Raw genomic sequence first — 24,011 nt, forward strand, 5'->3', positions numbered from 1 at the left:
GAAGTTATTTTATGCAGTCGATAAAACTAGACAGTGAGTTATTAACCCCCTCTAAAATAGTATGTGTTGGGCGTAATTACACCGCACATATTGCCGAGCTTAATAATGAGCTCCCCGATCAAATGGTATTGTTTAATAAACCTAACAGTGCGCTTTCTTCTACCTTATTTGCTACGCACAATAACGACACACTGCATTATGAAACCGAGCTGTGTTTTGTTATTAAAAATAATGAGTTGGCAGGCGTCGGTTTAGGGTTGGATTTAACTAAACGTACCGTGCAAAGTAAGCTTAAAAATAAAGGGTTACCGTGGGAGCGCGCCAAGGCATTTAACGGCTCGGTATTATTAACGCCCTTTGTAACTATAGCGGATGCTGAACAGGCGTTTACGTTTGAGCTTAAAATTAACGATAAAGTTATTCAACAAGGCGATACGCAATTTATGATACATAAGCCTAAAGATATTTTAAGTGAAATTAATGAGTTTATGCACTTAGAAAATGGCGATGTAATCATGACTGGGACGCCTGCAGGCGTAGGAGAAGTACCTGCAAATAGTGTATTTACAGTAAGCTTGTATGCTAATTCGACGTGCTTGTTATCGCAAAGTTGGCAGGCACAATAGGGCTAAGTATTTGTTGTTGGTAATGCTTAGTAAACTGAGGAAAGCTCTGCTCTAACCAAAAACGCTGGCTATTTATATAAGCAGGCGATTGCAATACCTGCTTATGTAGCGCTTTATTTATTTTATTAAGCGCTTTGCTAGCAAAATCATTCGGTGCTCTTACTGCACACCCTATAGCCCCTAAAACAAACTCTCTGGGGTCTTCTTCTATTGGCAAACTGACTATATTTTTAAACTTACTGTGATTAACAAAATAATCCCTCATAAACGGGTAGTCTATTGTGTAATCTAAAAAGCCACGGCTCAAGCGAGCAATAACCGCTTGGCTTTCATTTTCGCTGCTCCAGCTTAGCGATGCTTTATGATACACCGTGGTGTTTTCGATTATTTTATTAATTTTGGTCGTAAACTTGCGCGCCGCGGCTTGGCCATACACATACTGCTCGTCTGACAATAAATGAATTAATTTAATAGGGCTGCCATGCTTAGCTTGTATTTCAGGGGCAAGCTTTTGAGTGGTTAAAACCGAAAAAGGCGGGTACACCGTAGTGGGGGTAGAAAACTGTAATACGCCATTGGCTGTTTTTTTATGAATAACACACGGAAAGCATACATTATCTCCTTCATTTAAGTGCTTATTAATCCGCTCTTGCGGCACGATTAATCGCGTATGTTTTACATCATTAATGCTGTTAATTAGCTGCTCGGTGAGGTTGTCGCAAATGCCCCCTTGCGGCGCATGCGAATCTTTATCCATATGAAATGGGGGCGTGTAACTTTGTAACCATACAATTTCATCAATTGGGTGAGTGTTGTCAGCGTACCCGTAACGCATTAAACCACCTAGTACACCAAAGAATAAAATTACATTTCTAAGCATAACTCACTAAAAACAATCCATTTAAGTTAACTTTAGTATAGTTTTACTTTGTATATGTTCAAATATAAGAGGGAAAAAGGCAGTAAAAAACTGCCAATTATTTTACTTTAATATGGCTGCGGGTAATCTTTAAAAATAGTACCAATTTCAGTTAGTGTGTCGTCGCTTAAAGTTATGCTAAAAGCGTCAATGTCTTCTTTTAATTGTGCCATGCTGGTCGCACCTATAATTGACGAGGTAACGCCATCGACCTGATTACACCAAGCAAGTGCTAATTGAGCTGGGGTTATGCCGCTTGCATGTGCAAGATCTACATAACGCTGCGTGGCTTTTTGCGCGTTAGGGGTGTCTCTAAAAATGCCATTGCGTTGCATAAATGTCCAACGCGATCCCGCTGGGCGTGCGCCGTTTAGGTATTTACCTGTTAGCAAGCCTGCAGCAAGCGGCGACCAAGGTAAATAAGCAATGTCTTCATGAATACATTGCTCAATTAAGTAGGGCCAATCTTTGGCATGCGCTAAGCTAAACTCGTTCTGAATAGACACCATACGCGGTAGGTTATGCGCTTTTGCTAAATTTAAAAATTGGCTAATACCCCAAGGGGTGTCATCTGAAAGGCCACAATATTTTATTTTTCCGGCTTTAACACACTCATTAAGGCCCTCTAAAATATCAAGCATACCAGCTTGTTGTTGCTCAGTATTAACGTCACTAAAAGTGAGTTTACCCGGCCACTGCCTGCCAAAATGTGGGGTAGAGCGATTAGGCCAATGTAATTGGTATAAATCTATATAATCGGTTTGTAAGCGTTTAAGCGAGTTATCTACAGCCTCAATAACCGCGCTGCGTGTTATATCGCCGCCATCACGTACCCACGACAAGCCGTTGCCCGCAATTTTAGTGGCCAATACAATATCACTGCGCTTTTGCGCATTACGGCTTAGCCAGTTACCTATAATTTGCTCTGTTTTACCGTAGGTTTCTGGTGAGGGAGGCACGGCATACATTTCGGCAGTATCAATAAAATTAACGCCTTGCTCGAGTGCGTAAGCTATTTGCTCATCGGCATCGCTTTGGGTATTTTGCTTACCCCATGTCATGCTGCCTAAGCATACTCTTGAAACATCAACACCGCTGCTGCCTAACGGACTGTATTGCATTTAAAATCCTTAAATTTTGTAAGTTCTTGAGAGTGGATAATTAATTCGCAATAATTTTTAATTAAGCGAATTGATGTAATGCCGATAATAATGGCTCTGAAATCGCCGCTTTTTGTCCTGTTTTAAAGTCAAACATAACAACTTGAGAATAGCCTGTGGTAGTAATAGCTTGCTGAGCGTGACTAAACACAGAGTAATTCATCATAAAGCGGTCGCTTTTAATATCAGATATAGTTATACCTACGGTTAAGGTATCTGGGAAGGTCACCGGGCGTTTATAGCGAATATTGTTTTCACTAATGACCGGGCCTATTCCACCTGGTTTTATCGTATCAAACTGATTTATTTTATTTAAAAAATCGATACGCGCAATTTCAAAATAACGCAAGTACACCACGTTGTTAACATGTTGCAGGGCGTCCATATCGGCCCATGCTACGGTGATATCGGTATGAATAGGGTGCTGATCTTTGAACCTTTGCATGTATGTGTACTCTTAGTTTTAAATGAATGAGGTTATCAATATGGTGTTTGTAGCTCAAGACAATAAATGCCATGTTTTTTTATAAGATGATTGTACCTATTTATTTTTAGAGCTACAGTTAAATAACACAAACAACACACGAGAACACACATGCAAAATATAATTAATTGGGCCTTAGCCAGTTTAGTTTTTATAGCGTCTTTTGCTTGCTACGCAATGGGTAATGCCTCAGGCGGTATAATGCTTTTAGCTGCGGGGTTTTTATTGGAGTTTGTTTTTTGGCTACATTGCTTTAAAAAATCACAGCGCTTTAAGCAGCCGTTTTAAAAAAGCTGTTTAACGCTTGTGCGGCTTAAAGCGCTACACTTTTTAATAAGCTAAACAGGTTTTAATGTACTTGCTTATTGAAAGTGAATCCTTAATAATGACTGTATAAATAAACAGTTGTTATGTGGTAATGAAAAAGTTTATTCATATCGACATGGACTGCTTTTATGCAGCGGTTGAAATGCGCGATAATCCCAAACTCGCCAGCGTGCCTTTAGCGATTGGTGGCAATAGCCGCAGAGGCGTGCTCTCTACGGCAAATTATATAGCACGCGAATATGGTGTTCGCTCTGCTATGTCTAACTACCACGCTAAGCAACTATGCCCCGATTTAGTTATTGTGCCTGGGCGCATGGCCGTTTATAAAGAAATTTCTAACCAGATTCGCGCGGTATTTAAACGCTACACTGACCAAATAGAGCCGCTGTCGCTTGATGAAGCCTACCTAGATGTAACCAACAGCAACGCATGCAAAGGCAGTGCAACGCTTATTGCTCAGCAAATTAGAGCCGATATTTATAACGATACCGGCCTTACTGCCTCTGCCGGAGTTGCCCCCATTAAGTTTATTGCCAAAATAGCCAGTGACGAAAATAAACCCAATGGCCAATTTGTGGTTTTACCGGATGAAGTTGATGCGTTTTTAAATAATTTACCGCTGGGTAAAATACCAGGAGTAGGTAAAGTAACCCTTGAAAAGCTTAATTTAAAGGGGTTATACACAGGTAAAGATGTACGCGACAAAGGCGTTAATTGGATGCAACAGCACGTAGGTAATTTTGGTGTATCGCTTTATCAAAAATGTGCTGGCGAATATATTGGTACAGTCACCACTGAGCGAGTGCGTAAATCGCTGAGCGTTGAGCACACCTATGAATACAACAAAAATAGCTTACAAGAGTGCTTAGAACAGTTACCTAGGTTACTTGAAGAGCTCACCACGCGCCTAAATAAACAGCAATTACAAAACCGTATTAATAAGTTAAGTGTAAAAGTAAAGTTTGCAAATTTTGTTGTTACCTCAGCGGATCAAGCTCATCATCAATTAAATACCGCTATTTTTACTGAATTACTCTCTAAGGCGTATCAACGCGGGATGCAGCAACCGGTGCGCTTATTAGGCATTGGCGTAGGTGTTAAAAATGAACCTAATTTAAATCTGCAATTGAGCATTCTAGATTAGAGTTTACTTTTACTGTAACACCAAGTTGCCAGATTCAAATGAGCCCATCGCAGCTGGCTGGTTTTGTGTTTTTATATCAACGATAATAGCCCCTTATGTTTTCTAACAGGAGCTTTACTTATGGCATATCCTCAAGCGATAGCTGCACAATCACTTAGTGCAAGCTTTGACTCATTTTCTCACGATGCACTTATTATAATTAGTGATGACTTTTCTCAATTAGCCAATAACTCATTAAGTGATGCTATCGAATCACAGGCTAAAGTAGATTCTCGTATTGGTAAACAAGTTACGTTTTTAGTGGTTGATAATGTACGCGTTGTTTTAGCACCTACGGGGCCCCTTAATCGCGACTACGATGATGTAAGACGCTACTTTGATGCCGCCAAACTAGCGATTAACGAAGCAAAAGCTGCGGGCAGTGTAAACCCTGCTATTTACTTACCTAAATTACATACAGATGCGCGTTACCAGCATGCTTTAGAAGTGGCGTATTTAGGTGCGTGCCAAGCATTATGGCAACCTTTAGAGGCCCGCGAATACCACGGTGAGAGCATTGAGCCTATTACGGAAATAGGTTTAATAGATGCAAATGAGCAAACAATTAAGGCAGTAAATGCAATTGCTGCAGGCCAATATGCGGCGCGTGATTTATGTGGTACAGAGCCTGAACGTATGGCGCCACCACGTTTTGCCGATTACTGTGTTGAGCTTTTTAAAGGCTCTAAAGTTGCGGTTGATGTGATTGACGATATTAACACTATAGATAAAAACTACCCTATGCTTAGCACCGTTGCTCGCGCATCTTATGCGGTTGAACGCCATCACCCACGTGTTGTAAAGCTAGAATACGTGCCAGAAGGTGAAGTAACGCGCACGCTTATGTTTGTAGGTAAAGGTTTAGTTTATGATACCGGCGGCGCTGATTTAAAAGTAGGCGGTTACATGGCGGGTATGAGCCGCGATAAAGGCGGTGCCGCGTCAGTTGCGGGCTTTATGAAAGCGGTAGCTGATTACCAGCCTAAAGGTGTTAAAGTTATTTCTTACTTAGCTGTGGTCCGTAATTCAATCGGTTCAGATTGTTTTGTACCAGATGAAATTATCACTAGCCGTGAAGGTGTACGTGTACGCATAGGTAACACCGATGCTGAAGGGCGTTTAGCAATGGGTGACCTACTTAGTGAAATGAAAGATTTGGCTAAAACAGAAGTTAACCCTACATTATTTACGGTAGCAACATTAACGGGTCACGCGGCTCGTGCTATGGGTCCTTACGGAGCGTATGTAGAAAACGGACCTGCACGCAGCGCTAATACATCTCGTCAAATAGCGGATTGCGGTGATTTATGGGCAGATGCAGCAGAGGTTTCTCGTTCTCGCCGTGAAGATTACGACTTTATAAAACCGCGTACCTTAGCTGATGATGTTTTATCAAGTAATAATGCGGCTTCTGCGGTTACCGCTCGTGGGCATCAATTCCCTATGGCGTTTTTAGCCGTTGTTGGCGGACTTGATAAGCACGGTAACGACTCTGAGCAGCCGCTTCCTTATGTACATATGGACATTGCTGGTAGTGGTGTTGAAGGCGGAGATTGGCAGCATGGCAAGCCAACTGCTGCATCAGTCACCAGCTTATTTGCACGCTACTGTTTGTAATACCAACTTGCAATAATACCTAATCATTTTTGGGGCTAAACGTGTCGCTATCTGTGGTAAAAATTTTCATTTACAACTAAATAGAAAATTTTTTGCCTAGGTATCAACACGCCCTAAGCGAATTGGTATAAGCTAAAAACGTAGATGTAGTAAAAAGCCCTGTTAATTCAGGGCTTTTGTTTTTAAATTATTTTAATTTAAAGCGATTAACCACGCTCGAAAGCCCTTGGCTACTTTGTTTAAGATTATTGCTGGCATCAGTAAGTTGCTGGGTATTACTTAGCGACTGCTCGGTTGATTGAGATAACTCGTTGATACGTAAATTAACCTCGTCAGCGGCTTGCGTTTGCTGTTCGGTTGCACGGGCTATTTGGCTGTTCATGTCGGTAATTATGGATACCAGCCTTTCTATTTCATTGAGCGATGTATCGGCAGATGAAACCTGCTCTACAGTCGTCACCGACAGTGCTTGGCTTGATTTTACCGCCTCTACTGCTGCTTTAGCGCCTTCTTGCAATTTGGTGATCATGGTTTGAATTTCATCTGTGCTTTGCCCAGTTCTGCTTGCAAGTGTACGTACTTCATCGGCAACAACTGCAAAGCCTCTGCCGTGCTCTCCTGCACGAGCCGCTTCTATAGCAGCGTTGAGTGCGAGTAAGTTTGTTTGCTCCGATATACTTCTGATCACATCAAGCACAGAGCCTATGTTATTACTTTCGTTTGCTAAATCTTCAGTTACTTGGCTCACCGTTTCTATATTACTGGAGAGTGTTTCTATGGCGGTAATGGTATTCGCTACCACATTTTTACCGGTTGAAGCATTGTGCGCTGCATCGTTGGCGGCTTGTTCAGCGGCTTCGGCATTGCGACTCACATCATGAATTTGGTGCGTCATTTGTTCCATGGCTGCAGCTACTTGTGTAGAGCTGTCGTTTTGTAGTTCAATGAAGGAGTGGCTTGTTCTACTTGATTCATCCACCGTGTGAGCGTGTCGGCTTACATCATCTGCACTGTGCGATACATGTACTAACGACTCGCGCATTTTTAAAACAAATAAATTAAAAGAGCGTGACAGCTCTGATATTTCATCATTGCCCGACTCGTTTAGCGTACGGGTTAAGTCACCTTCACCTTGCGATATGTTTTTCATCATTTCTGCGGCAAGGCGAGTCGGCGTGAGTATACTTTTACCAATAAAGTAACTTAATACAATGACAGCAATAATCATCACTAAGGCGCTAATTATGATTAGATTACGCTGCTCACTAAACGCTTCATCTATTGAATCTAGGTATACGCCTGAGCCAATAATCCATTGCCACGGGTTAAAGCCTTTTACAAATGCGACTTTACCTACTGGCTGTTCTTTTCCTGGTTTTGGCCATTTATAAGGAATAAACCCTTCTTTTTGTTGTTTTACAATGTTCACCATTTCTACAAAAAGTGCTTTGCCATCGGGGTCTTTATTATTAGTTAAGTCTTTACCGTTAAGCGCAGGCTTTATTGGGTGCATTACCATTTTGGGTTGGTAGTTGTTTACCCAAAAATAATTTGTTTTGTCATAGCGCAGCGCTTTTATGGCCTCAAGTGCTTGCGTTTGAGCTTGTGCTTGTGTGAGTGTATTATTTTGTTCAAGCTGGTGGAAATGCTCAATAACACTGTATGCAGTTTCTACTACATTTTGGGTTTTTAGATATTGCTCGTTTTTTAGTGAGCTATATTGATGAGTTAAGCTAGAGATACTTAATACAATTAAGCCAAAAATAACTATGCCAACAAGTAATGACAGCCGCTGAAAAATACTAAAACGCCTTAAATTTAGCATAAATTGATCCTTATGTGTGTACACTCAATGTGCTTGTTTTAATGGTAGTAAAAAAGCGAGTTTAAGCTAGGTGTAAGCACCATTAAGACAAAAAAAAGGCTGATTTTTCAATCAGCCTTTAGTCTATTTAGTCGTCATATGATTATTTAACATCAAAATGTCGATTAAAGAAGTTTGTGATGGTTTGGTGTAAATGTGTTTGCACCTGTTTACCGCGTAAGCTGTGTTTTGAGCCTGGGTAGGTCATCATTTCAAACTGTTTTTCGTTATCTTGTAGTTGTTTAAATAATTTAGTGGCGTGGGTAAACAACACGTTGTCATCGGCCATGCCATGGTAAATCATTAATGGGCCTTTTAAGCCGTTAGCGTATGGAAATACGGCGCTGTCTTCGTAGCCTTTGGCATTAGTTTTTGGGTGCCCAAGGTAGCGCTCAGTGTAATGGGTGTCGTAAAGCGCCCAGTCGGTCACTGGTGCACCCGATACACCGGCTTGAAAGTAATCGCCCGCTTTAAACATGGTCATTAGGGCCATGTACCCGCCGTAGCTGTGGCCATAAATACCAATGCGTTGTGGGTCTACGTAATCAAGCGTGCGTAAAAACTCAACGCCTTTAATTTGATCTGCTACTTCTACAACACCTAAGTTTTTGTAAATAGCGTCTTCAAACTTTTTACCACGGTTGTAAGAGCCTCGGTTATCGAGCTGAAAAATAACATAACCTTGTTGCGCCATGTATTGAAAGTATAAGTTTTTGCTGCGCCAGCTATTTGTTACGCGCTGTGCATGTGGGCCGCCGTATACATTAACAATGACAGGGTGCTTTTTACCGTCTGCAATATTACTTGGTTTAAACAAGCGGTAATGCATTACTTGGCCATCTTCTGCTTTAATTGTGCCGTACTCTGGAGTTGCTAAATCACTTAAATAAGGTGTTAGTGGGTGGCTATCATCAAGCTTATTTTGTTCAAGCCATGTGATAAATTCGCCATTTACTTTACGTAGCGCCGCCGAGTTAGGCTTGTTTACCGATGAGCTGTTATCAATAAATGTTTTGCTGTCTTTTGCCATTACTACTTTGTGGTATTGGCCTTGTTCAGTGATACGCTTTATATTGCCTTTTTTAAACAGTGGTGCGCTGTATAAATGGCTTTCAAGCGGGGTGTCTTTGCGTCCTGCAAAGTACACTATGCCTTTTTTCTCATCCACGCCTTTTAAGCTATCAACAACCCAGTCTCCTGAGGTGATTTGTCGAATTAGCTGGCCATTAGTGCGGTACAAATAAAGGTGTTTAAAACCATCGCGCTCAGAAGCCCAAACAAAATGCTTTTTGTCTTTTAAGAAATGCAGATCAAAGTTTAAATTGATCCACGTATCGCTGTTTTCAGTTAATGCGACTTTTTGCGTTTTAGTATCGCTATTGTAAAAGCGGAGTTCTAACTTATGCTGTGAGCGATTTTGCCATTGATACGAAAGAGTTGTGCTGTCTTTTAGCCATTTAGCACGAGCAATGTAAATGTCTTTATCGTCGCCTAAATCAATCCAGTCAACGTTTTGATTATTTAAAGATACAACGCCAAGTTGAATTTCAACGTTGTCGGTACCTGTAAATGGGTAACGTTGGTTAAATAGCTTTACTTCGTCTGCGTATATTTCGTTACGGATAGCTTCTTTTACTGGGGTTTCATCTACGCGGGTAAATGCAATTTTAGATTCATCGCCAGCCCACCAGTAGCCGGTCATACGGCTCATTTCTTCTTGCGCTACAAATTCGGCCATGCCGTTTTTAATAACGCCGCCGCCATCTTTGCTTAGTTGTATTTCTTTGCCAGTATCAAGTGCTAATGCGTAAAGGTTTTGCTCGCGAATAAACGATACATAGTTACCTTTAGGAGAAAAGCGCGCATCGGTTTCAAACGCTTCTGTATTGGTAAGTTTTTTACTTTTACCAGACGCTAGCTCGTAATAATACAGATCGCCATTAAGTGGGAATAATAGGGCTTTGCCGTCTTTAGACCATTTGTACTCTAAAATACCTTTACCAAAAATACGTTGGCGTTCGCGGCGTGCTTTTTCCTCATCAGAGAGGTTTTCAGGGCCTGAAAACAGCTTTGCAGAATCTACCAGTATTCTGTTGGTATTATCTTTTAAGTTGTATTCCCATAAATCATAACGGTTGTAGTCATCGGTTTTACCTTGCAGGTAAGTTACGCGGCTACCGTCTGGCGAAAACTTAAGTTGTACGGGAGCTTTACCCGATAAGCTCGGATCATCAAAAATACGCTCTAGCGATAATGGTTTTGCTTGTACGCTTAGTGCGCCAACAGCTAGCGGGAGTGCGAAGGTTAAGTGTTTTATTTTTTTTAGCACAAGGTTGCCTTAGCTTATTATAAATATTGTATTAAATGGTAAAGCTAAGCGTGTGCAACTGCAAATAAATGCTATAAAGTGGCCATTATTAAAGACTAACTAGGATGTGACGATGACTAACCATACTTTTGAACTCGCCCCAGAGCTTAAGCGCGATTGTATAGAACTGGCAGACTGGCCTTTATGTAAAGTGCTATTACTTAACGATAGCCAATACCCTTGGTTTGTATTAGTACCCAGAAAACCTAATTTAAAAGAAATTATAGATTTGTCTGAAGACGACCAAGTTGTATATTTAAAAGAGTCGGCCAAACTCAGCAAGCTTATTATGCAAGTGTTTAGCCCTGATAAATTAAACGTGGCCGCTTTGGGTAATATGGTGCCGCAATTACATATTCATCACATTGCACGTTTTACGACTGATGCAGCATGGCCTGCTCCGGTGTGGGGTAAGTTGCCTGCAAAACCATACACAGATGAGCAAATAATAGCGCTAAAAAAAGCGCTGCAGTTATAATCTACAGCGCTTTATTAAAGTATTACGTGTTGGGTTAGTTAAGGCCTAGCACGTCTTTACCTTGTTTAAAGGTTACATCTACAGGGATATTAGCTTGGCTTAGTTTTTCTAGGTCTTTAGCAAGCTCTTCTTTAATATCGCCATGAGTGGCAATCAGTTGATCTACTTTTTCGTAATCGCCGTCACCTTGTAATGTTAAAATTAAGCGCGACAGCTTAGCCATAGCCACACCCATTTTTTCCATATTGACACGGTATAAGCCTTCTTCATTTTTAGAAAAAGCGCCTTCTTGTGCAAAAAAGTTAAAGCGGATCATGTTGGCTTTACCATGTGCGCTTGATGCACCAAAACGCACTGAGCGGAAAATACCCGCCATAAAGGTGGTGTAGTAATCTTCTAATGTGCCTTCTGTAATTTCGCCTTTTTTAAGTAACTGCTCAACCATGTATAAACCTAAAATATCGGCTTTACCTTCTTCAAGTGCGCTTGCGTGCTCTTGTAATGATTGGCGCACAGTGCCTTTATTTGTAATGGTGTTTTTAATACCTAGGCCATGAGCCACTTCGTGAAACATGGTATTGGCAAAAAAGGCGTTAAAAGTAATATGCTTACGTTGCTCAGGTACAATTAACTGCTCAGCAATCGGCACTAAAATTTTATCAAATTTTGCACGCATTGCATTTTTAAGCTGCAGGCGACGAGTGCCTTTTTCAAGCTGTACTTGCTCATCGTTTGGCAAGTTAATGGCAATGGTTTTACTGCCCGCATTAGAGTGACCTGCGTAGTAAACCACATCGTAAGCATTCAAGTCGGCGTCTGAGCCCGGCACTTCTTGCTTATATTTAGCATCTACCGGTAAACCTTTTTGCAGCTCGGGTAAAAAGGCCGCAAATTTAGCTAGGCGCTCGCTCCATTTTAAATCTTTAATTAGTACATACGACTCATAGGCAGAGCGGTAGCCAAAGAGTTGATCTTCGTAAGTTTCAATTGGGCCAATAACCACATCAACTGGGTTATTTTTCATATCCATCCAGGCAAAGTCAGAACCCTGAAAATCATCTTTCTGCAGTGCATCAGCACGTAAGTTTAAGTAATTGGCAAATTCTTTATCATCGGCAAGCTTACTGGCTTCACGCAATAAATCTGCTGCTTTAGCTAACTCTTGCGCGTATTCTTTTGAATAAGGCACACTGTAAAGATTACCTTGCTCATCACGTTTGATTAATGAGTAAAGGCCTTTTTTATCATTTACGTCGGCGTTATTTAGCTCTTCTTTTGTTATGTCGGCAGGGTAGAATTGTGCGCCAAGGGCTTTTTCTTTGTAGCCTGATAAAAACGGTTCGTCACCATTTAAACGATCCCATGGGCCGTAGTTAATATCAGCAAATTTACGTACCTTTTCATCACTTAGCTTCGCTAAAAAAGCGTCTTTATTATCGCCAAAAGCCTGCTTCCAAAATAGATCGTCCATAATTTTAGAAGCGTCGATAAGCTTAGCTACCATGGCTTTTTGATTCTCACTTAAATGAGATAGGTCGGCTTCGAGGCTAAAGTCGGTGTAAATATCTAAACGTTGTTTATCAATGTTAATTAAATCTGGGCCAGCTTGTGCGGCACTTTTTTGAGCAAGCTCTACACTTGTGGCTTCGGTCGAAGAGGGGGCTTGCTCTGAACATGCACTAAGAAAAACGACGCCTGAGAGTAAAATTGCTTGGCTAATTTTGTTTAAGATCATTTGATTGCCTGTTAAAAAAGTAAGTTTAATTATTTGTACGCTTAAACTTAATTACTAGCGCGTACAAACGTTTCCTTATAGTGACTGCATTAAAGCAAAACTAAATAGTAAATAGCAAGTGTTTGGCGGTGTACCGCGGCTACAGGCGATAATAACAATTAATTTATATAATTTTCTTAACTTTATCGGTAAGTTAGATAATACTGGTTATATTACTCATTTTATCCGAGGTTAGCAGTTGCATTGCGGCCCAGAAACAAAAGGATGACAGTTCTATGTCTACAGAAAATGCACTATTAACGATTTTGGTTGATAGAATCAATAACGACACTTTAGTTTTACCTACGTTACCTGAAGTTGCAATTAAAGTACGCCAAGCGGCCGACAACCCTGATGTAAACCTAATGCAAATGTCAGACGTGATTGGCCAAGACCCCGCTCTTTCAGCGCGCATGATTAAAGTGGCTAACAGTGCAATTATGGGTCGAGCGGTTAAAGTATCTAACTTACAGCAAGCGGTGACTCGTATTGGTTTGCGTCAAATTAAAAACATAGCCACAGCAATGGCAATGGAGCAGCTGTTTGTTTCTAAAAATGAGCTAATAAAAGGCTACATGAGTAAAGCGTGGCAAAAAACGCTAAATGTGGCAGGGCATTCAATTACGCTTATGGCATTTTATTTACAAAATAACAAACGTACATCATTAAATAGTGACTCCATTACGCTTGCATCGTTGGTATATAACATTGGTGTATTGCCTATTTTAACCGAGGCTGAGCGCCATCCAGAGGTATTTGCTAACCCAAGCTTTTTAGCACATGCAATTCAAAAGCTCAGTGGTAAAATTGGTGGCTCAATTATGGGCGCGTGGGAGTTTCCACCCGAATTTGTAAATGTAGCTAAGCATTGGGCTGACCCTACGTATCGCCCTGAGGAGATTAGTTATGTTGACTTTATTCGCATTGGCGCCATTTTAGAGGGCACTTTACAAGTTTCTGATAAATCAGCGGCTTTACAAACTTACATAGATAAAGGTGTTATTCCTTCTATGCAGTTATTTTCAAGTGATGAATACAACGACATGCTTGAAAATGTTAAAGACACATTTAGCTAATTAGCCGTTATCAGGTAAAAGCAAAAAGCACGACTGGGTCGTGCTTTTTATGTTTTTTACAGCGCTAAGCAATCTGTACTAATTGAGCGTTTTATAAATCTTCTGCATCACCTAAACCGGCAGTCAGTTCTTCAAGCAGTAGCTTGATTTCTTCTGAGGCTAAAATAAAGTCTGCATCTAATTTAACCGCCATATCTTCTTTCGGGATATCGGCATTTTCTTCTTTTAAGGTTTCTGAGTAGCTTAAACGCTTGATCGAGCCATCGTTTTGCAGCATAAACTTCAGGCGCTCCTGCCAATCAAGTGCAAGCTTAGTCACGCGTTTACCATTTTCTAGGTGCGATTTAACTTCATCACACGATAAATCATGGCCTTTTAATTTAACTTGTGCGCCACTGTCGTCGGCTTCTTCAAGTTCTGCGTCAAACCCTATAGCAAAGTTTTCTGGTGTACTGAAGTTAGTTAACCAATCAGTTAAAAATACATCTAGGTCGTAATTTGCAAAAGCAGGAACTACCGGTAATGTGCCCAAAGATTTTCGTAGCAGTGCAAGTAGCTCTTCTGCTTTATTAAAACTGCCACTGTTTACAACAACCCAACCGTTTTCTTGGTCAATAAAGGCAAACTGCAGGCTCGATTTTTTAAACGCTTGAGGCAATAAGGTCGTTAGAATGTTTTCTTTTAACTCGTCTTTTTCTTTCTTTTTAACCGGGCGGTTTTCTTCTGCTTCTATCTGATCTACTTTTTCGGCAACCATTTCATTAACAACAGATGCAGGTAGCACTTTCTCTTCACGCTTAGCACACACTAAAATACTTTTTTGTGAAAAATGCGCTAGCGAGTCACCATGCTTACCAAATGCTTTTGTCCAACCAAATGTAGACAGGTCTTGAGAGCCACAAGGGCGAAATACATCTTGCTCTAACGCTTTTTCAAACTCTTCTTGAGTGTACGAAACATCTTGCTTGAAGCGATAACAAATCAGGTTACTAAACCACATAAGGTAACTTTTCCATCTTTTAAATTTACTCAATCATAGCAATAAAATGGGGTTCTCGAAATGGCTGATTTTAAGCAAAGCCGTTATTGATTAAATAATGGCTTTGGCATGTTTTTAGGAAACTCAATATGATAATGAAGCCCTTTGCCAGGCTCACTGCTTGCCTCTATTGAGCCGCTAAGTGTTTGCTTAACTAAGTTAAAGGTGATGTGTGTGCCTAAACCACTGCCGCCTTGGTCGCGTTTTGTAGTAAAAAATGGGTCGAATAATTTGGCTAATTGCTCTTTTGTTACGCCATTACCGTTATCGGTGTAATCAACAATAAGTAACGTATCATTAGCACTAATATTTATATCAATATTGCCCTGCGCGATATTATCAAAACCATGAATAATCGAGTTCATAATTAAGTTGGTAAAAATTTGACTAATCGCCCCTGCAGGTAAGTTAAGAACTAAGTCATCAGGACACTGTAAGTTTATGGTGTGCTTGGTTTTTTTAAGCTTAGGGTGAAGCGATAAAATCACTTCGTTTAAATAATCTTTAAGGTTAATTGTTCTTACAGCTTCACTGGCTTGGTCTACCGCTATTTGTTTAAAGCTAGCAATAAGCTCAGAGGCTCTATCAAGGTTGGTCGTTAGTAAGCTCGTACTTTGTTTGGCTTCGTTTATAAATTCTTCTAAGGCTTTAGGCGATAACTTTTTATCTTTATAGGCGTTTTCTAAAGTGTTTAAACGCTCTTGTAAAAACGATATAGCAGTTACACCAATACCAATGGGGGTGTTTATGTCGTGTGTGATCCCGGCTACTAATCCGCCTAGTGCAGCCATTTTTTCTGTGCCTACTAAGCGCTCTTGTGCAAGGCTTAGCTCGTCAAGGTAGCGCTCAAGCTCTTTTTGTTTAGTTAGTAGTTCTTCCTCGGTGTGCCGACGTAAGTCTACTTCTTCGGTTAGTACGAGCTTTTGCTTTTCTAGTTCGTACTTTTGTTGTTGCAAATCCATCATTGCCTGGCTTAAGTTTGATGTTTTCCGCGCAACATCTTGCTCTAACTGTATATTGTGCTGATCGAGCTTTTCATTACTAACAATTAACTCACGCTGGGTGTGCTCGAGCTCTTTTCTGTATTGGACTACTTTATCTATTAAGTTATTAAAAGACTGCTCCATAACGTTTAGCTCGTTATGCTCTTCGGTCTCAATGTCTATGTGTTGACCTTCTAAGTCATCAAGCTCTAAGTTTTCTATTTGATCGGTTAACTCGGTTAAAGGGTCGGTGAGCAGTTTTCTAAATGCCATTAAAAATAGAATGATCAAAAAGGTGGTTTTGATCATGGCGTTACCAATTAAAAAGTAAATAGATACCATTATTCGGCTAAATACCACATCGCGGCTAGAGAACAAGGTTACATCGCCTACTTGCGTAGCGCGGCCTGAAAATTCAAAAATTAGCGGAAAGGTATAGCCAAAAAGCCCTGATTTGGTGTCTTCAATAATAACTTCTTCTTGCACGAGTTGCTGGTTATAAAGTTTATGTATATCGAGAGAGCGGCCCAGCTGCGAAATAATTTCACCGCTGTCATCGCGCACTATAATGCCCTCCACCATAGGTATAGCTAGCAAGCCTTCTGCGGTAGTAATGGTTTGCTTTGTGTTTAGTTCCCAAATTGCGCGAGTTAAACTTCGGCTGAAGGTTTTTTGTAGCGTACTTAGCTCATCACGTATGTAGTCTTTAGTATTTACAAATTCAGCAAGCACCTGCCCACATGTCACCACAAAGGTAAGTAAAAAATACACTGATAAAACATTAGTTAACAATTTCTTAGAGAGACTTTTTTGTAACATATGGGATTTACTCATCCGGTGTAATAATAGCTAAGTTGCAATTTCTAACTTAAAAGTTAGTCAATAAAACCTTAAAAATAAATAAAAAATTTATATTTTAAAGAGATAGCTCAGAAAGTGAGTCGTTTTGTTTTAATAATAGTGCACTAAACTAATTTAAATTAATTTTAATGCTTAATAAAATTACAAAAATGACAAGTAGGTAGAGGTATTATTAATAATATTTAACACTTTATTGTAAAGTTACAGCATTACATTATGCGAATAAGCAGCGTGTTGGAATTTTAGGAACGTGTTAGAATAGAAAAACCAATGGATGGCTCGTTTTTATAATTTTTAGAAGGCTATTTTAGTAGTTAACATGATGAAATTTTCTATATTAGTGTGTGATGACTCTACTGTTGCACGCAAACAAGTTGTGCGTTGTTTAAATGAATGTGTGACTGCCGACATACAACAAGCGGTTAATGGTGCCGATGCGCTTGAGCTTTTACGCTTGCAGCAGTTTGATCTTTTATGTTTAGACTTAACCATGCCAGAAGTTGACGGCGTACAAGTACTTGAGCGCATTAAGGCAGAAAAAATAGAGTGTTTTGTACTGGTGATCTCGGCTGATATACAACAACAAATGAAGCAAAAAGTCGCGCAGCTAGGTGCTATCGACTTTATAAATAAACCTATTAATAAATCTGCTTTAAGTGAAGTTTTGCATAAATTTGGCATTCATTAGGTTTTTTCATGTTCAAAAAGGCTGTTTTATCTTTTAATTTAGGGTTGACAGCATAGCCTTTGTTAAGGCAGTCTTAAGCTTATGAAAACAATTAATCGCGTACTGACCATAATTATTACAACCACCATTCTTTCTGGATAGTGGCATAGGTCGGTGCAACAAATTTAAAGGCCTGTGTTCACTAAGAACACAGGCCTTTTTTCGTTTTATGGGATGAGGAACATAAATAATGCGCGTTTTAAAATTTGGTGGCTCTTCGCTTGCCGACTTTGCATGTTTACAACAGGTAGCTCAGTTAGTTAAAGCACAGTTAAAAGATGAAATGCTATTGGTGCTTTCTGCGCCAGGTGGTATGACCGATTCGTTAGTTGCCTTAGCAAGTGCAGCTGAGCAAGGCTTAGATTTTTCACAGCAGTGGCAAGCATTAGTGAGCCGTTGTGAAGGGCTAAAAGCTGATGTAGAAAAAAATGGCGGTGAAGTAACTAACTGGCCTGATTTAAATGAGCTTAAAAATAAGCTTGATGGTGTGGCGCTAATTAAGTGCTGCCCAGATCAAATTCGTGCATTTGTAATTAGCTTTGGTGAGCGTGTTAGTGTATCGCTTATGCAAAGTTTATTAAGCTCTCATAATGCTCAATACCTTGAAGCAACGCGCTGTGTTGCCTCTACCGGTGGTTACATCGATGCAGAGGCTGACTTAGTTGCAAGTAAAGCGCGTTTTCAAGCGGTATTAAAAGAAAACCCAGCGACTATTTACATTATGCCAGGCTTTACGGCAAGTAATGAGCAAGGCGAACTTACTACACTTGGCCGTAATGGCTCTGATTACTCAGCAGCTATTGCAGCGGCGTGTTTAGAGGCTGAAATTTGTCAAATTTGGACAGATGTTGATGGTGTATACAGCGCTGATCCGCGTTATATCAAAAAAGCGACTAAAGTAGATTTCTTATCTTATAAAGAAGCAATGGAGCTTTCTTATTTTGGCGCTAAAGTACTTCACCCTAAAACCATTTTACCGTGCGCGAAAGCAGGTGTGCCGTGTGAAATTAAAAACACCCACAACCCAGATGCGCAAGGGTCATTAATTGGTAACGACTATTCATCGGATGAGCCAGTAAAAGCGCTTTCTAGCTTGCAAGATTTAGCTATGCTTACCGTGTCAGGCCCAGGCATGAAAGGTAAAGTGGGTATGGCGTCTAAAGTATTTAATGCCCTTGCACACGATAACGTATCGATAGTATTAATTACTCAATCATCGTGTGAATTTAGCATTAGCTTTTGTGTGCACGAAAGCGATTTAGCGCTAGCGCTAGAAGCCTTACAAAGTGCGTTTGAGCTTGAATTACAAGCAGGCTTAATTGAGCCAGTACAAGTACAACGTAATCTTGCTATTGTTACATTAGTGGGCGATAACATGCGTGCACACAAAGGTTTAGCTGCACAGTTTTTTGCATCTCTTGCACAGGCCCAAGTAAACATTGTAGCCATTGCGCAGGATTCTACAGAAAGTGCTATTTCGGCGGTTATCGATGGTGAGCTTTGTAACGATGCAGTAAAAATATGCCATGAAAACTTTTTTACGCATGTCCCTTCAATTGACGTGTTTTTACTTGGCTGCGGCTTAGTAGGTCAAGAGCTTATTTCTCAGTTAGAGCGCCAGCAAGCGTGGCTTGAAAAGCGTAATATTAAGTTAAACCTATATGGCGTTGCGAATTCTCGTCAACTGCATTTAGACAGTGAAGGTATTGCATTTGATGACTGGCAGCAAAAGCTAGCAGCATCAGAGCAAGCGTTTGACTTAAATTTAGTCGAGCAGTTTGTAAAACAAAATCACTTAGTAAACCCAGTGCTTGTAGATTGTACGTCTTCCGATGCGCTAGCGGCTCAGTATGTGGATTTTCTAAATGCGGGTTTCCATGTGGTTGCCGCTAATAAAAAAGCAACAACCAGCTCATACGCTTATTACCAAGACTTAATTGCAGCAACACAAAAAAATAACCGTAAGTTTTTATACGAAACAAACGTAGGTGCAGGCTTGCCAGTAATCGATAACCTACAGTCGTTATTTGGTGCAGGTGATGAGTTACTTGAGTTTAGCGGTATTTTATCAGGTTCTCTGTCGTACATGTTTGGTGCATTAGAAGATGGTTTATCACTTTCTGAGGCAACCATAAAAGCGAAAGAAAGCGGTTTTACCGAGCCAGATCCACGCGATGATTTATCGGGTACCGATGTAGCACGTAAATTACTTATTATTGCTCGCGAAGCCGGCATGAAGTTAGAGCTTAGCGATATAGAAGTTGAATCGGTATTGCCACAAGGTTTTGCTCAAGGCGACAGCGTAGGTGAATTTATGGCTAAACTACCAAGTTTAGACGCTGAGTTTAATGACCGTATTCAAAGTGCTGCAGCAGAGGGCAAGGTACTTCGTTATGTAGGTACAATTAAAGAAGGCCACTGTAAAGTGGGTATTGAAGCGGTAGACTCATCGCACGCATTGAATGTAATTCGTGATGGTGAAAACGCGTTAGCAATTTTAAGCCAGTATTATCAACCACGTCCGTTTGTAATTCGCGGTTACGGCGCAGGCTCTGCAGTAACTGCAGCCGGCGTATTTGCCGACGTATTAAAAACGTTATCGCGCTAGGAGTTAAAAATGATAGAAGTATATGCTCCGGCGTCTATAGGTAATTTTGCAGTTGGCTTTGACGCACTTGGTGCAGCGCTTGCGCCTATTGATGGCAGTTTATTAGGTGATGTAGCCGTAGTAAGCGCCGCTCAAAGTGATGAGTTTGTTTGCTCAGGCGAATACGCGCATAAGTTACCAAGCGATGCGAGTGAAAACCTAGCATATCAATGTTTAGTACATTTTAGAGCGCACGTGGCACCAGATATGCCAAGTGTAAAATTAGAACTTAAAAAGAACTTACCAATTGGCTCAGGGCTTGGCTCTAGTGCGTGCTCTGTGGTAGCAACTTTTGCTGCGCTTGATAAATTTGCTCAAACCAATTTAAGCCAAGTTGAGCTTATTGAATTAATGGCTGATTTTGAAGCGATAGTCAGTGGTGGGCGTCATTATGACAATATCACCCCGTGTTATTTAGGTGGGCTGCAGCTTACAGGCGATTTAATTCCTGATAAGTCAATTGCTCTACCGGTAGATCAAAACTGGTACTACGTAGCGGCATTTCCTGGTTTTTCGCTTAATACCGCAAAGGCACGCTCGGTATTACCAAAAGATCTAAGCATGCATGCTGGGGTTGAATTTGCACAGCGTTTGTCGGCATTTAGCAGCTTGTTATTAACGCAGCGTTTTGATGATGCACTGAGCATTATGCAAGATGATATAGCAGAGCCGTATCGTGCACCTTTAATTACAGGGTTTAGCGAAGCGAAAGCAAGTTTGCCAGCCCTTGGTGCAGAGATTGTCAGTATTTCAGGTGCGGGCCCTACCTTATTTACAGTGTGTAAAACATTAGAAGCTGCAAAAAAATGTGCGCAGTGGTTAGCGCAAAACTATATAAATGAGCAGGGCTTTTGCCACATTTGTAAATTAGATAACGACGGCACGCGTCAATTAACAGTTTTATAGGATAGGCAGTTATGCAATTACATAATTTAAAAGAAAATACTCAAAAAGTGTCGTTTGTTGAAGCGGTAAAAACAGGGCTTGGGCGTAATCAGGGGGTATTTTTTCCTGAAAGCTTAGCGCCGCTGGCTGATGTAGATGCGTTATTAGATATGGACTTTGTTACACGTAGTAGCAAAATTTTATCGCACCTTATTGGCGATGAATTACCCGCTGATACCGTTGCTCAAATGGTTAAAAATGCGTTTAACTTCCCAGTAAAATTGGTAGAGGTTGAAGACAATAACTATTGTTTAGAGCTTTTCCATGGCCCTACGCTTGCGTTTAAAGACTTTGGCGGGCGTTTCATGGCTGAGTGTTTAGCACAGTTCAATCAAGGCGAAAAAGTCACGATTTTAACGGCAACCTCTGGCGATACAGGCGCTGCTGTAGCGCATGCGTTTTATAACAAACCAAATATAGATGTAGTTATTCTATACCCTAAAGGCAAAATTTCGCTTGCTCAGCAAAAGTTATTTACTACGCTTGGTAATAACATTCATTGTTACGCGGTAGATGGCAGTTTTGATGATTGCCAAGAGCTGGTTAAAAAGTCGTTTTTAGATGACGAAGTTAAATCTACACTTGGCCTTAATTCAGCTAACTCAATTAACATTAGCCGCCTAGTGGCACAAGTATGTTATTACTTTGAAGCCATTGCACAGCTACCAAAAGAAAAGCGTGCTACAGCGCACATTTCAGTCCCTAGTGGTAACTTTGGTAATGTATGTGCCGCGATGATTGGCGCGGTAATTGGTATGCCAGTAGGTAAACTAAGTGCTACAACTAATCAAAACGATACAGTGCCACGTTACATGCTTGATAAAAATTGGGCGCCAAATGCTACACTTGAGTCGCTTTCAAATGCGATGGATGTAAGCAAGCCAAATAACTGGCCGCGTGTGCAAACAATGCTAGATAATAACTGGTTTAGCTACGATAATTTTTACTCAACCAGTGTGAGCGAAGAAAACACGCAAGTAGTGATGAAAAATATTCAACAAACGGGTTATGTTGCAGAGCCGCATACCGCCATTGCATACCAAGGCCTTGTAGAGAATAAAGCGCCCGGTGCGGCAGGGATCTTTTTAGCAACTGCTCACCCCGCTAAGTTTAAAGAAAGCGTAGAAGAGATTCTAAATATTGAACTTGATATGCCACAGCCACTTAGCGACGCGCTTGCTAAACCTTGTTTAGCAAGCGACATTAGCCCTGATTATGAAGCGTTGCGCACTGAAATACTTGCTAAGTTAGGCTAACTTAGCGTTAAAAAGCGGCCTTGGCCGCTTTTTTTGTATTTTGTACGCGCTAAATATAGTATTTATCATTAACTAATTAAATGTAAAAAATAAAAGTCATTTAAATTATTAATGTGTTTATAAAAAAATATCATCTTAAAAACGCTGTGAAATAGATTCAATCCCTGTTTAAATATCCTCAACTTAAGAGCGTAGGCAAAGAGTCGTTTACAGCGTACAATAAAGCCTCTAAAAAACACCATACACGTTGCCCTAGGAGACCCCAATGTTAGAACGTAGCATGAATATTTCGGATTTTGATCCAGAGTTATTTGACGCGATAAACAAAGAAACAGCTCGCCAAGAAGAGCACATTGAATTAATCGCATCAGAAAACTACTGTAGCCCACGCGTACTAGAAGCACAGGGTTCACAGCTTACAAACAAATACGCTGAAGGTTACCCGGGCAAACGTTACTATGGCGGGTGTGAGCATGTTGACGTAGTTGAACAACTTGCAATTGATCGTGCTAACGAGCTATTTGGTTCTGACTATGCAAACGTTCAGCCACATGCGGGTTCTCAAGCTAATGCAGCTGTTTTTTTAGCATTATTAGAAGCGGGTGACACTGTACTTGGTATGAGCTTAGCTCATGGTGGACACTTAACGCATGGTTCACACGTAAGCTTCTCTGGTAAGCTATATAATGCTATCCAATACGGACTAGACGAAGTAACCGGCGAAATTGATTACGCACAAGTTGAAGCGCTAGCACTAGAGCATAAACCAAAAATGATTATTGGTGGTTTTTCTGCATATTCAGGTATTGTTGATTGGGCTAAATTCCGTGAAATTGCTGATAAAGTAGGTGCTTACTTATTTGTTGATATGGCTCACGTTGCTGGTTTAATTGCGGCGGGTGTTTACCCAAGCCCAGTACCTCACGCGCATGTTGTAACCACAACAACACACAAAACGTTAGCAGGCCCTCGTGGTGGTTTAATTATTTCTGCATGTGGCGACGAAGCAATTTACAAAAAGCTTAACAGCGCTGTGTTCCCAGGTGGCCAAGGTGGTCCTTTATGTCACATTATTGCTGCAAAAGCCGTGGCATTTAAAGAAGCACTACAACCAGAATTTAAAACGTACCAAGCACAGGTAGTTAAAAATGCCCAAGCTATGGTTGCTGTTATGCAAGAGCGCGGTTACAAAATCGTATCTGATAAAACAGAAAACCACTTATTCTTACTTGATTTAATCGATAAAGATATCACAGGTAAAGATGCAGATGCAGCGCTTGGTAATGCAAATATTACCGTGAACAAAAACTCAGTACCAAACGATCCTCGTTCACCGTTTGTTACTTCAGGTTTGCGTATTGGTTCACCTGCAATTACGCGTCGTGGCTTTAAAGAAGCTGAATCGAAAGAGCTTGCAGGCTGGATTTGTGACGTATTAGACAACATCAACGATGAGTCTGTACAAGCGCAAGTTAAAGAAAAAGTTAAAGCAATTTGTGCAAAATTACCTGTATACGCTTAATTGCATAAGCAGCAGTAATTTAGAGCACAACAAGGGGCCTGTTTACCTTTTGAGATTTAATTTGCAGTAGTATGTTTGGTTTTTAGGCAAGGCAGAGTCTATGTAGTGTGGTTACTCCACACAAATAGGCGATAACGCAGCATAAATGCCAAACA

18 protein-coding genes are annotated in these 24,011 nt (G+C 40.6%); 10 read left to right on the plus strand and 8 right to left on the minus strand.

All coding sequences use genetic code 11. The features are described from left to right. Positions 1-11 precede the first annotated feature (11 nt). Complete coding sequence (locus tag QUE46_RS03780; RefSeq protein ID WP_286246278.1) at positions 12-626, plus strand: fumarylacetoacetate hydrolase family protein; 615 nt, start codon at positions 12-14, stop codon at positions 624-626. Here the strand turns inward: QUE46_RS03780 and QUE46_RS03785 are convergent. From QUE46_RS03785 to QUE46_RS03795, 3 genes are all read right to left on the minus strand, one after another. Further along, positions 583-1,506, minus strand: coding sequence for an ABC transporter substrate-binding protein (locus QUE46_RS03785; protein WP_374761391.1), 924 nt, complete (start codon positions 1,504-1,506; stop codon positions 583-585). The genes QUE46_RS03780 and QUE46_RS03785 overlap by 44 nt on opposite strands. 107 nt (positions 1,507-1,613) lie before the next feature. Further along, complete coding sequence (locus QUE46_RS03790) at positions 1,614-2,666, minus strand: aldo/keto reductase (protein WP_286246279.1); 1,053 nt, start codon at positions 2,664-2,666, stop codon at positions 1,614-1,616. A gap of 61 nt (positions 2,667-2,727) precedes the next feature. Beyond that, entirely contained in the window at positions 2,728-3,150 is a 423-nt protein-coding gene (locus QUE46_RS03795; protein WP_004588512.1) for a thioesterase family protein, read from the minus strand. Positions 3,151-3,607: 457 nt separating this feature from the next. Here QUE46_RS03795 and dinB point away from each other — a divergent pair, with 457 nt between their 5' ends. Beyond that, positions 3,608-4,660 (plus strand): DNA polymerase IV, encoded by a 1,053-nt coding sequence (gene dinB, locus QUE46_RS03800; protein WP_286246280.1) that lies wholly within the window; start codon positions 3,608-3,610, stop codon positions 4,658-4,660. Between the two features lie 120 nt (positions 4,661-4,780). Continuing rightward, positions 4,781-6,316: a leucyl aminopeptidase family protein gene (locus tag QUE46_RS03805; protein WP_286246281.1), complete on the plus strand. Its 1,536-nt coding sequence runs from the start codon at positions 4,781-4,783 to the stop codon at positions 6,314-6,316. Between the two features lie 187 nt (positions 6,317-6,503). Here QUE46_RS03805 and QUE46_RS03810 read toward each other — a convergent pair whose 3' ends face one another. Then, positions 6,504-8,141 (minus strand): methyl-accepting chemotaxis protein, encoded by a 1,638-nt coding sequence (locus QUE46_RS03810; protein WP_286246282.1) that lies wholly within the window; start codon positions 8,139-8,141, stop codon positions 6,504-6,506. A 142-nt stretch (positions 8,142-8,283) separates the two neighbouring features. Then, a complete protein-coding gene (locus QUE46_RS03815; protein ID WP_286246283.1) occupies positions 8,284-10,509 on the minus strand; it encodes a S9 family peptidase in 2,226 nt (741 codons plus the stop codon). A gap of 112 nt (positions 10,510-10,621) precedes the next feature. Between QUE46_RS03815 and QUE46_RS03820 the strand changes: the two genes are divergently transcribed. Continuing rightward, positions 10,622-11,026, plus strand: coding sequence for an HIT domain-containing protein (locus QUE46_RS03820; protein WP_286246284.1), 405 nt, complete (start codon positions 10,622-10,624; stop codon positions 11,024-11,026). Positions 11,027-11,060: 34 nt separating this feature from the next. Here QUE46_RS03820 and QUE46_RS03825 read toward each other — a convergent pair whose 3' ends face one another. After that, positions 11,061-12,761 carry a Zn-dependent hydrolase gene (locus QUE46_RS03825; RefSeq protein ID WP_286246285.1) on the minus strand — a complete coding sequence of 567 codons (1,701 nt, stop codon included), beginning with the start codon at positions 12,759-12,761 and terminating at the stop codon, positions 11,061-11,063. A gap of 275 nt (positions 12,762-13,036) precedes the next feature. Here QUE46_RS03825 and QUE46_RS03830 point away from each other — a divergent pair, with 275 nt between their 5' ends. Beyond that, on the plus strand, positions 13,037-13,876 hold the full coding sequence (locus tag QUE46_RS03830) for an HDOD domain-containing protein (RefSeq protein WP_286246286.1): 840 nt from the start codon (positions 13,037-13,039) through the stop codon (positions 13,874-13,876). Between the two features lie 91 nt (positions 13,877-13,967). On the opposite strand, the gene rdgC is transcribed toward QUE46_RS03830, so the two are convergent. Next, positions 13,968-14,876, minus strand: coding sequence for a recombination-associated protein RdgC (rdgC, locus tag QUE46_RS03835; protein WP_004586854.1), 909 nt, complete (start codon positions 14,874-14,876; stop codon positions 13,968-13,970). A gap of 83 nt (positions 14,877-14,959) precedes the next feature. Then, positions 14,960-16,717, minus strand: coding sequence for a sensor histidine kinase (locus QUE46_RS03840; RefSeq protein ID WP_286246287.1), 1,758 nt, complete (start codon positions 16,715-16,717; stop codon positions 14,960-14,962). Between the two features lie 361 nt (positions 16,718-17,078). On the opposite strand from QUE46_RS03840, the gene QUE46_RS03845 reads away from it, so the two are divergent. The 5 genes from QUE46_RS03845 (at position 17,079) to glyA (ending at position 23,856) form a co-directional block, all read left to right on the plus strand. Further along, complete coding sequence (locus tag QUE46_RS03845) at positions 17,079-17,447, plus strand: response regulator (RefSeq protein WP_286246288.1); 369 nt, start codon at positions 17,079-17,081, stop codon at positions 17,445-17,447. A gap of 229 nt (positions 17,448-17,676) precedes the next feature. Next, positions 17,677-20,094, plus strand: coding sequence for a bifunctional aspartate kinase/homoserine dehydrogenase I (gene thrA / locus QUE46_RS03850; RefSeq protein WP_286246289.1), 2,418 nt, complete (start codon positions 17,677-17,679; stop codon positions 20,092-20,094). Positions 20,095-20,103: 9 nt separating this feature from the next. Then, positions 20,104-21,039: a homoserine kinase gene (gene thrB / locus QUE46_RS03855; RefSeq protein ID WP_286246290.1), complete on the plus strand. Its 936-nt coding sequence runs from the start codon at positions 20,104-20,106 to the stop codon at positions 21,037-21,039. Between the two features lie 11 nt (positions 21,040-21,050). After that, complete coding sequence (gene thrC, locus QUE46_RS03860) at positions 21,051-22,334, plus strand: threonine synthase (protein ID WP_286246291.1); 1,284 nt, start codon at positions 21,051-21,053, stop codon at positions 22,332-22,334. 265 nt (positions 22,335-22,599) lie between these two features. Beyond that, the gene (glyA, locus tag QUE46_RS03865) at positions 22,600-23,856 is read left to right on the plus strand and encodes a serine hydroxymethyltransferase (RefSeq protein ID WP_055018152.1); all 1,257 of its coding nucleotides are present in this window, start codon (positions 22,600-22,602) and stop codon (positions 23,854-23,856) included. Positions 23,857-24,011: the final 155 nt, after the last annotated feature.

This window comes from Pseudoalteromonas sp. MM1, assembly GCF_030296835.1.
In the GTDB taxonomy this organism is placed as follows: domain Bacteria; phylum Pseudomonadota; class Gammaproteobacteria; order Enterobacterales; family Alteromonadaceae; genus Pseudoalteromonas.

Coding starts and splice junctions, on each gene's coding strand:
- QUE46_RS03780 (WP_286246278.1), top strand. CDS start 12: ATGCAGTCGATAAAACTAGACAGTGAGTTATTAACCCCCTCTAAAATA.
- QUE46_RS03785 (WP_374761391.1), bottom strand. CDS start 1,506: ATGCTTAGAAATGTAATTTTATTCTTTGGTGTACTAGGTGGTTTAATG.
- QUE46_RS03790 (WP_286246279.1), bottom strand. CDS start 2,666: ATGCAATACAGTCCGTTAGGCAGCAGCGGTGTTGATGTTTCAAGAGTA.
- QUE46_RS03795 (WP_004588512.1), bottom strand. CDS start 3,150: ATGCAAAGGTTCAAAGATCAGCACCCTATTCATACCGATATCACCGTA.
- dinB (WP_286246280.1), top strand. CDS start 3,608: ATGAAAAAGTTTATTCATATCGACATGGACTGCTTTTATGCAGCGGTT.
- QUE46_RS03805 (WP_286246281.1), top strand. CDS start 4,781: ATGGCATATCCTCAAGCGATAGCTGCACAATCACTTAGTGCAAGCTTT.
- QUE46_RS03810 (WP_286246282.1), bottom strand. CDS start 8,141: ATGCTAAATTTAAGGCGTTTTAGTATTTTTCAGCGGCTGTCATTACTT.
- QUE46_RS03820 (WP_286246284.1), top strand. CDS start 10,622: ATGACTAACCATACTTTTGAACTCGCCCCAGAGCTTAAGCGCGATTGT.
- QUE46_RS03825 (WP_286246285.1), bottom strand. CDS start 12,761: ATGATCTTAAACAAAATTAGCCAAGCAATTTTACTCTCAGGCGTCGTT.
- QUE46_RS03830 (WP_286246286.1), top strand. CDS start 13,037: ATGTCTACAGAAAATGCACTATTAACGATTTTGGTTGATAGAATCAAT.
- rdgC (WP_004586854.1), bottom strand. CDS start 14,876: ATGTGGTTTAGTAACCTGATTTGTTATCGCTTCAAGCAAGATGTTTCG.
- QUE46_RS03840 (WP_286246287.1), bottom strand. CDS start 16,717: ATGTTACAAAAAAGTCTCTCTAAGAAATTGTTAACTAATGTTTTATCA.
- QUE46_RS03845 (WP_286246288.1), top strand. CDS start 17,079: ATGATGAAATTTTCTATATTAGTGTGTGATGACTCTACTGTTGCACGC.
- thrA (WP_286246289.1), top strand. CDS start 17,677: ATGCGCGTTTTAAAATTTGGTGGCTCTTCGCTTGCCGACTTTGCATGT.
- thrB (WP_286246290.1), top strand. CDS start 20,104: ATGATAGAAGTATATGCTCCGGCGTCTATAGGTAATTTTGCAGTTGGC.
- thrC (WP_286246291.1), top strand. CDS start 21,051: ATGCAATTACATAATTTAAAAGAAAATACTCAAAAAGTGTCGTTTGTT.
- glyA (WP_055018152.1), top strand. CDS start 22,600: ATGTTAGAACGTAGCATGAATATTTCGGATTTTGATCCAGAGTTATTT.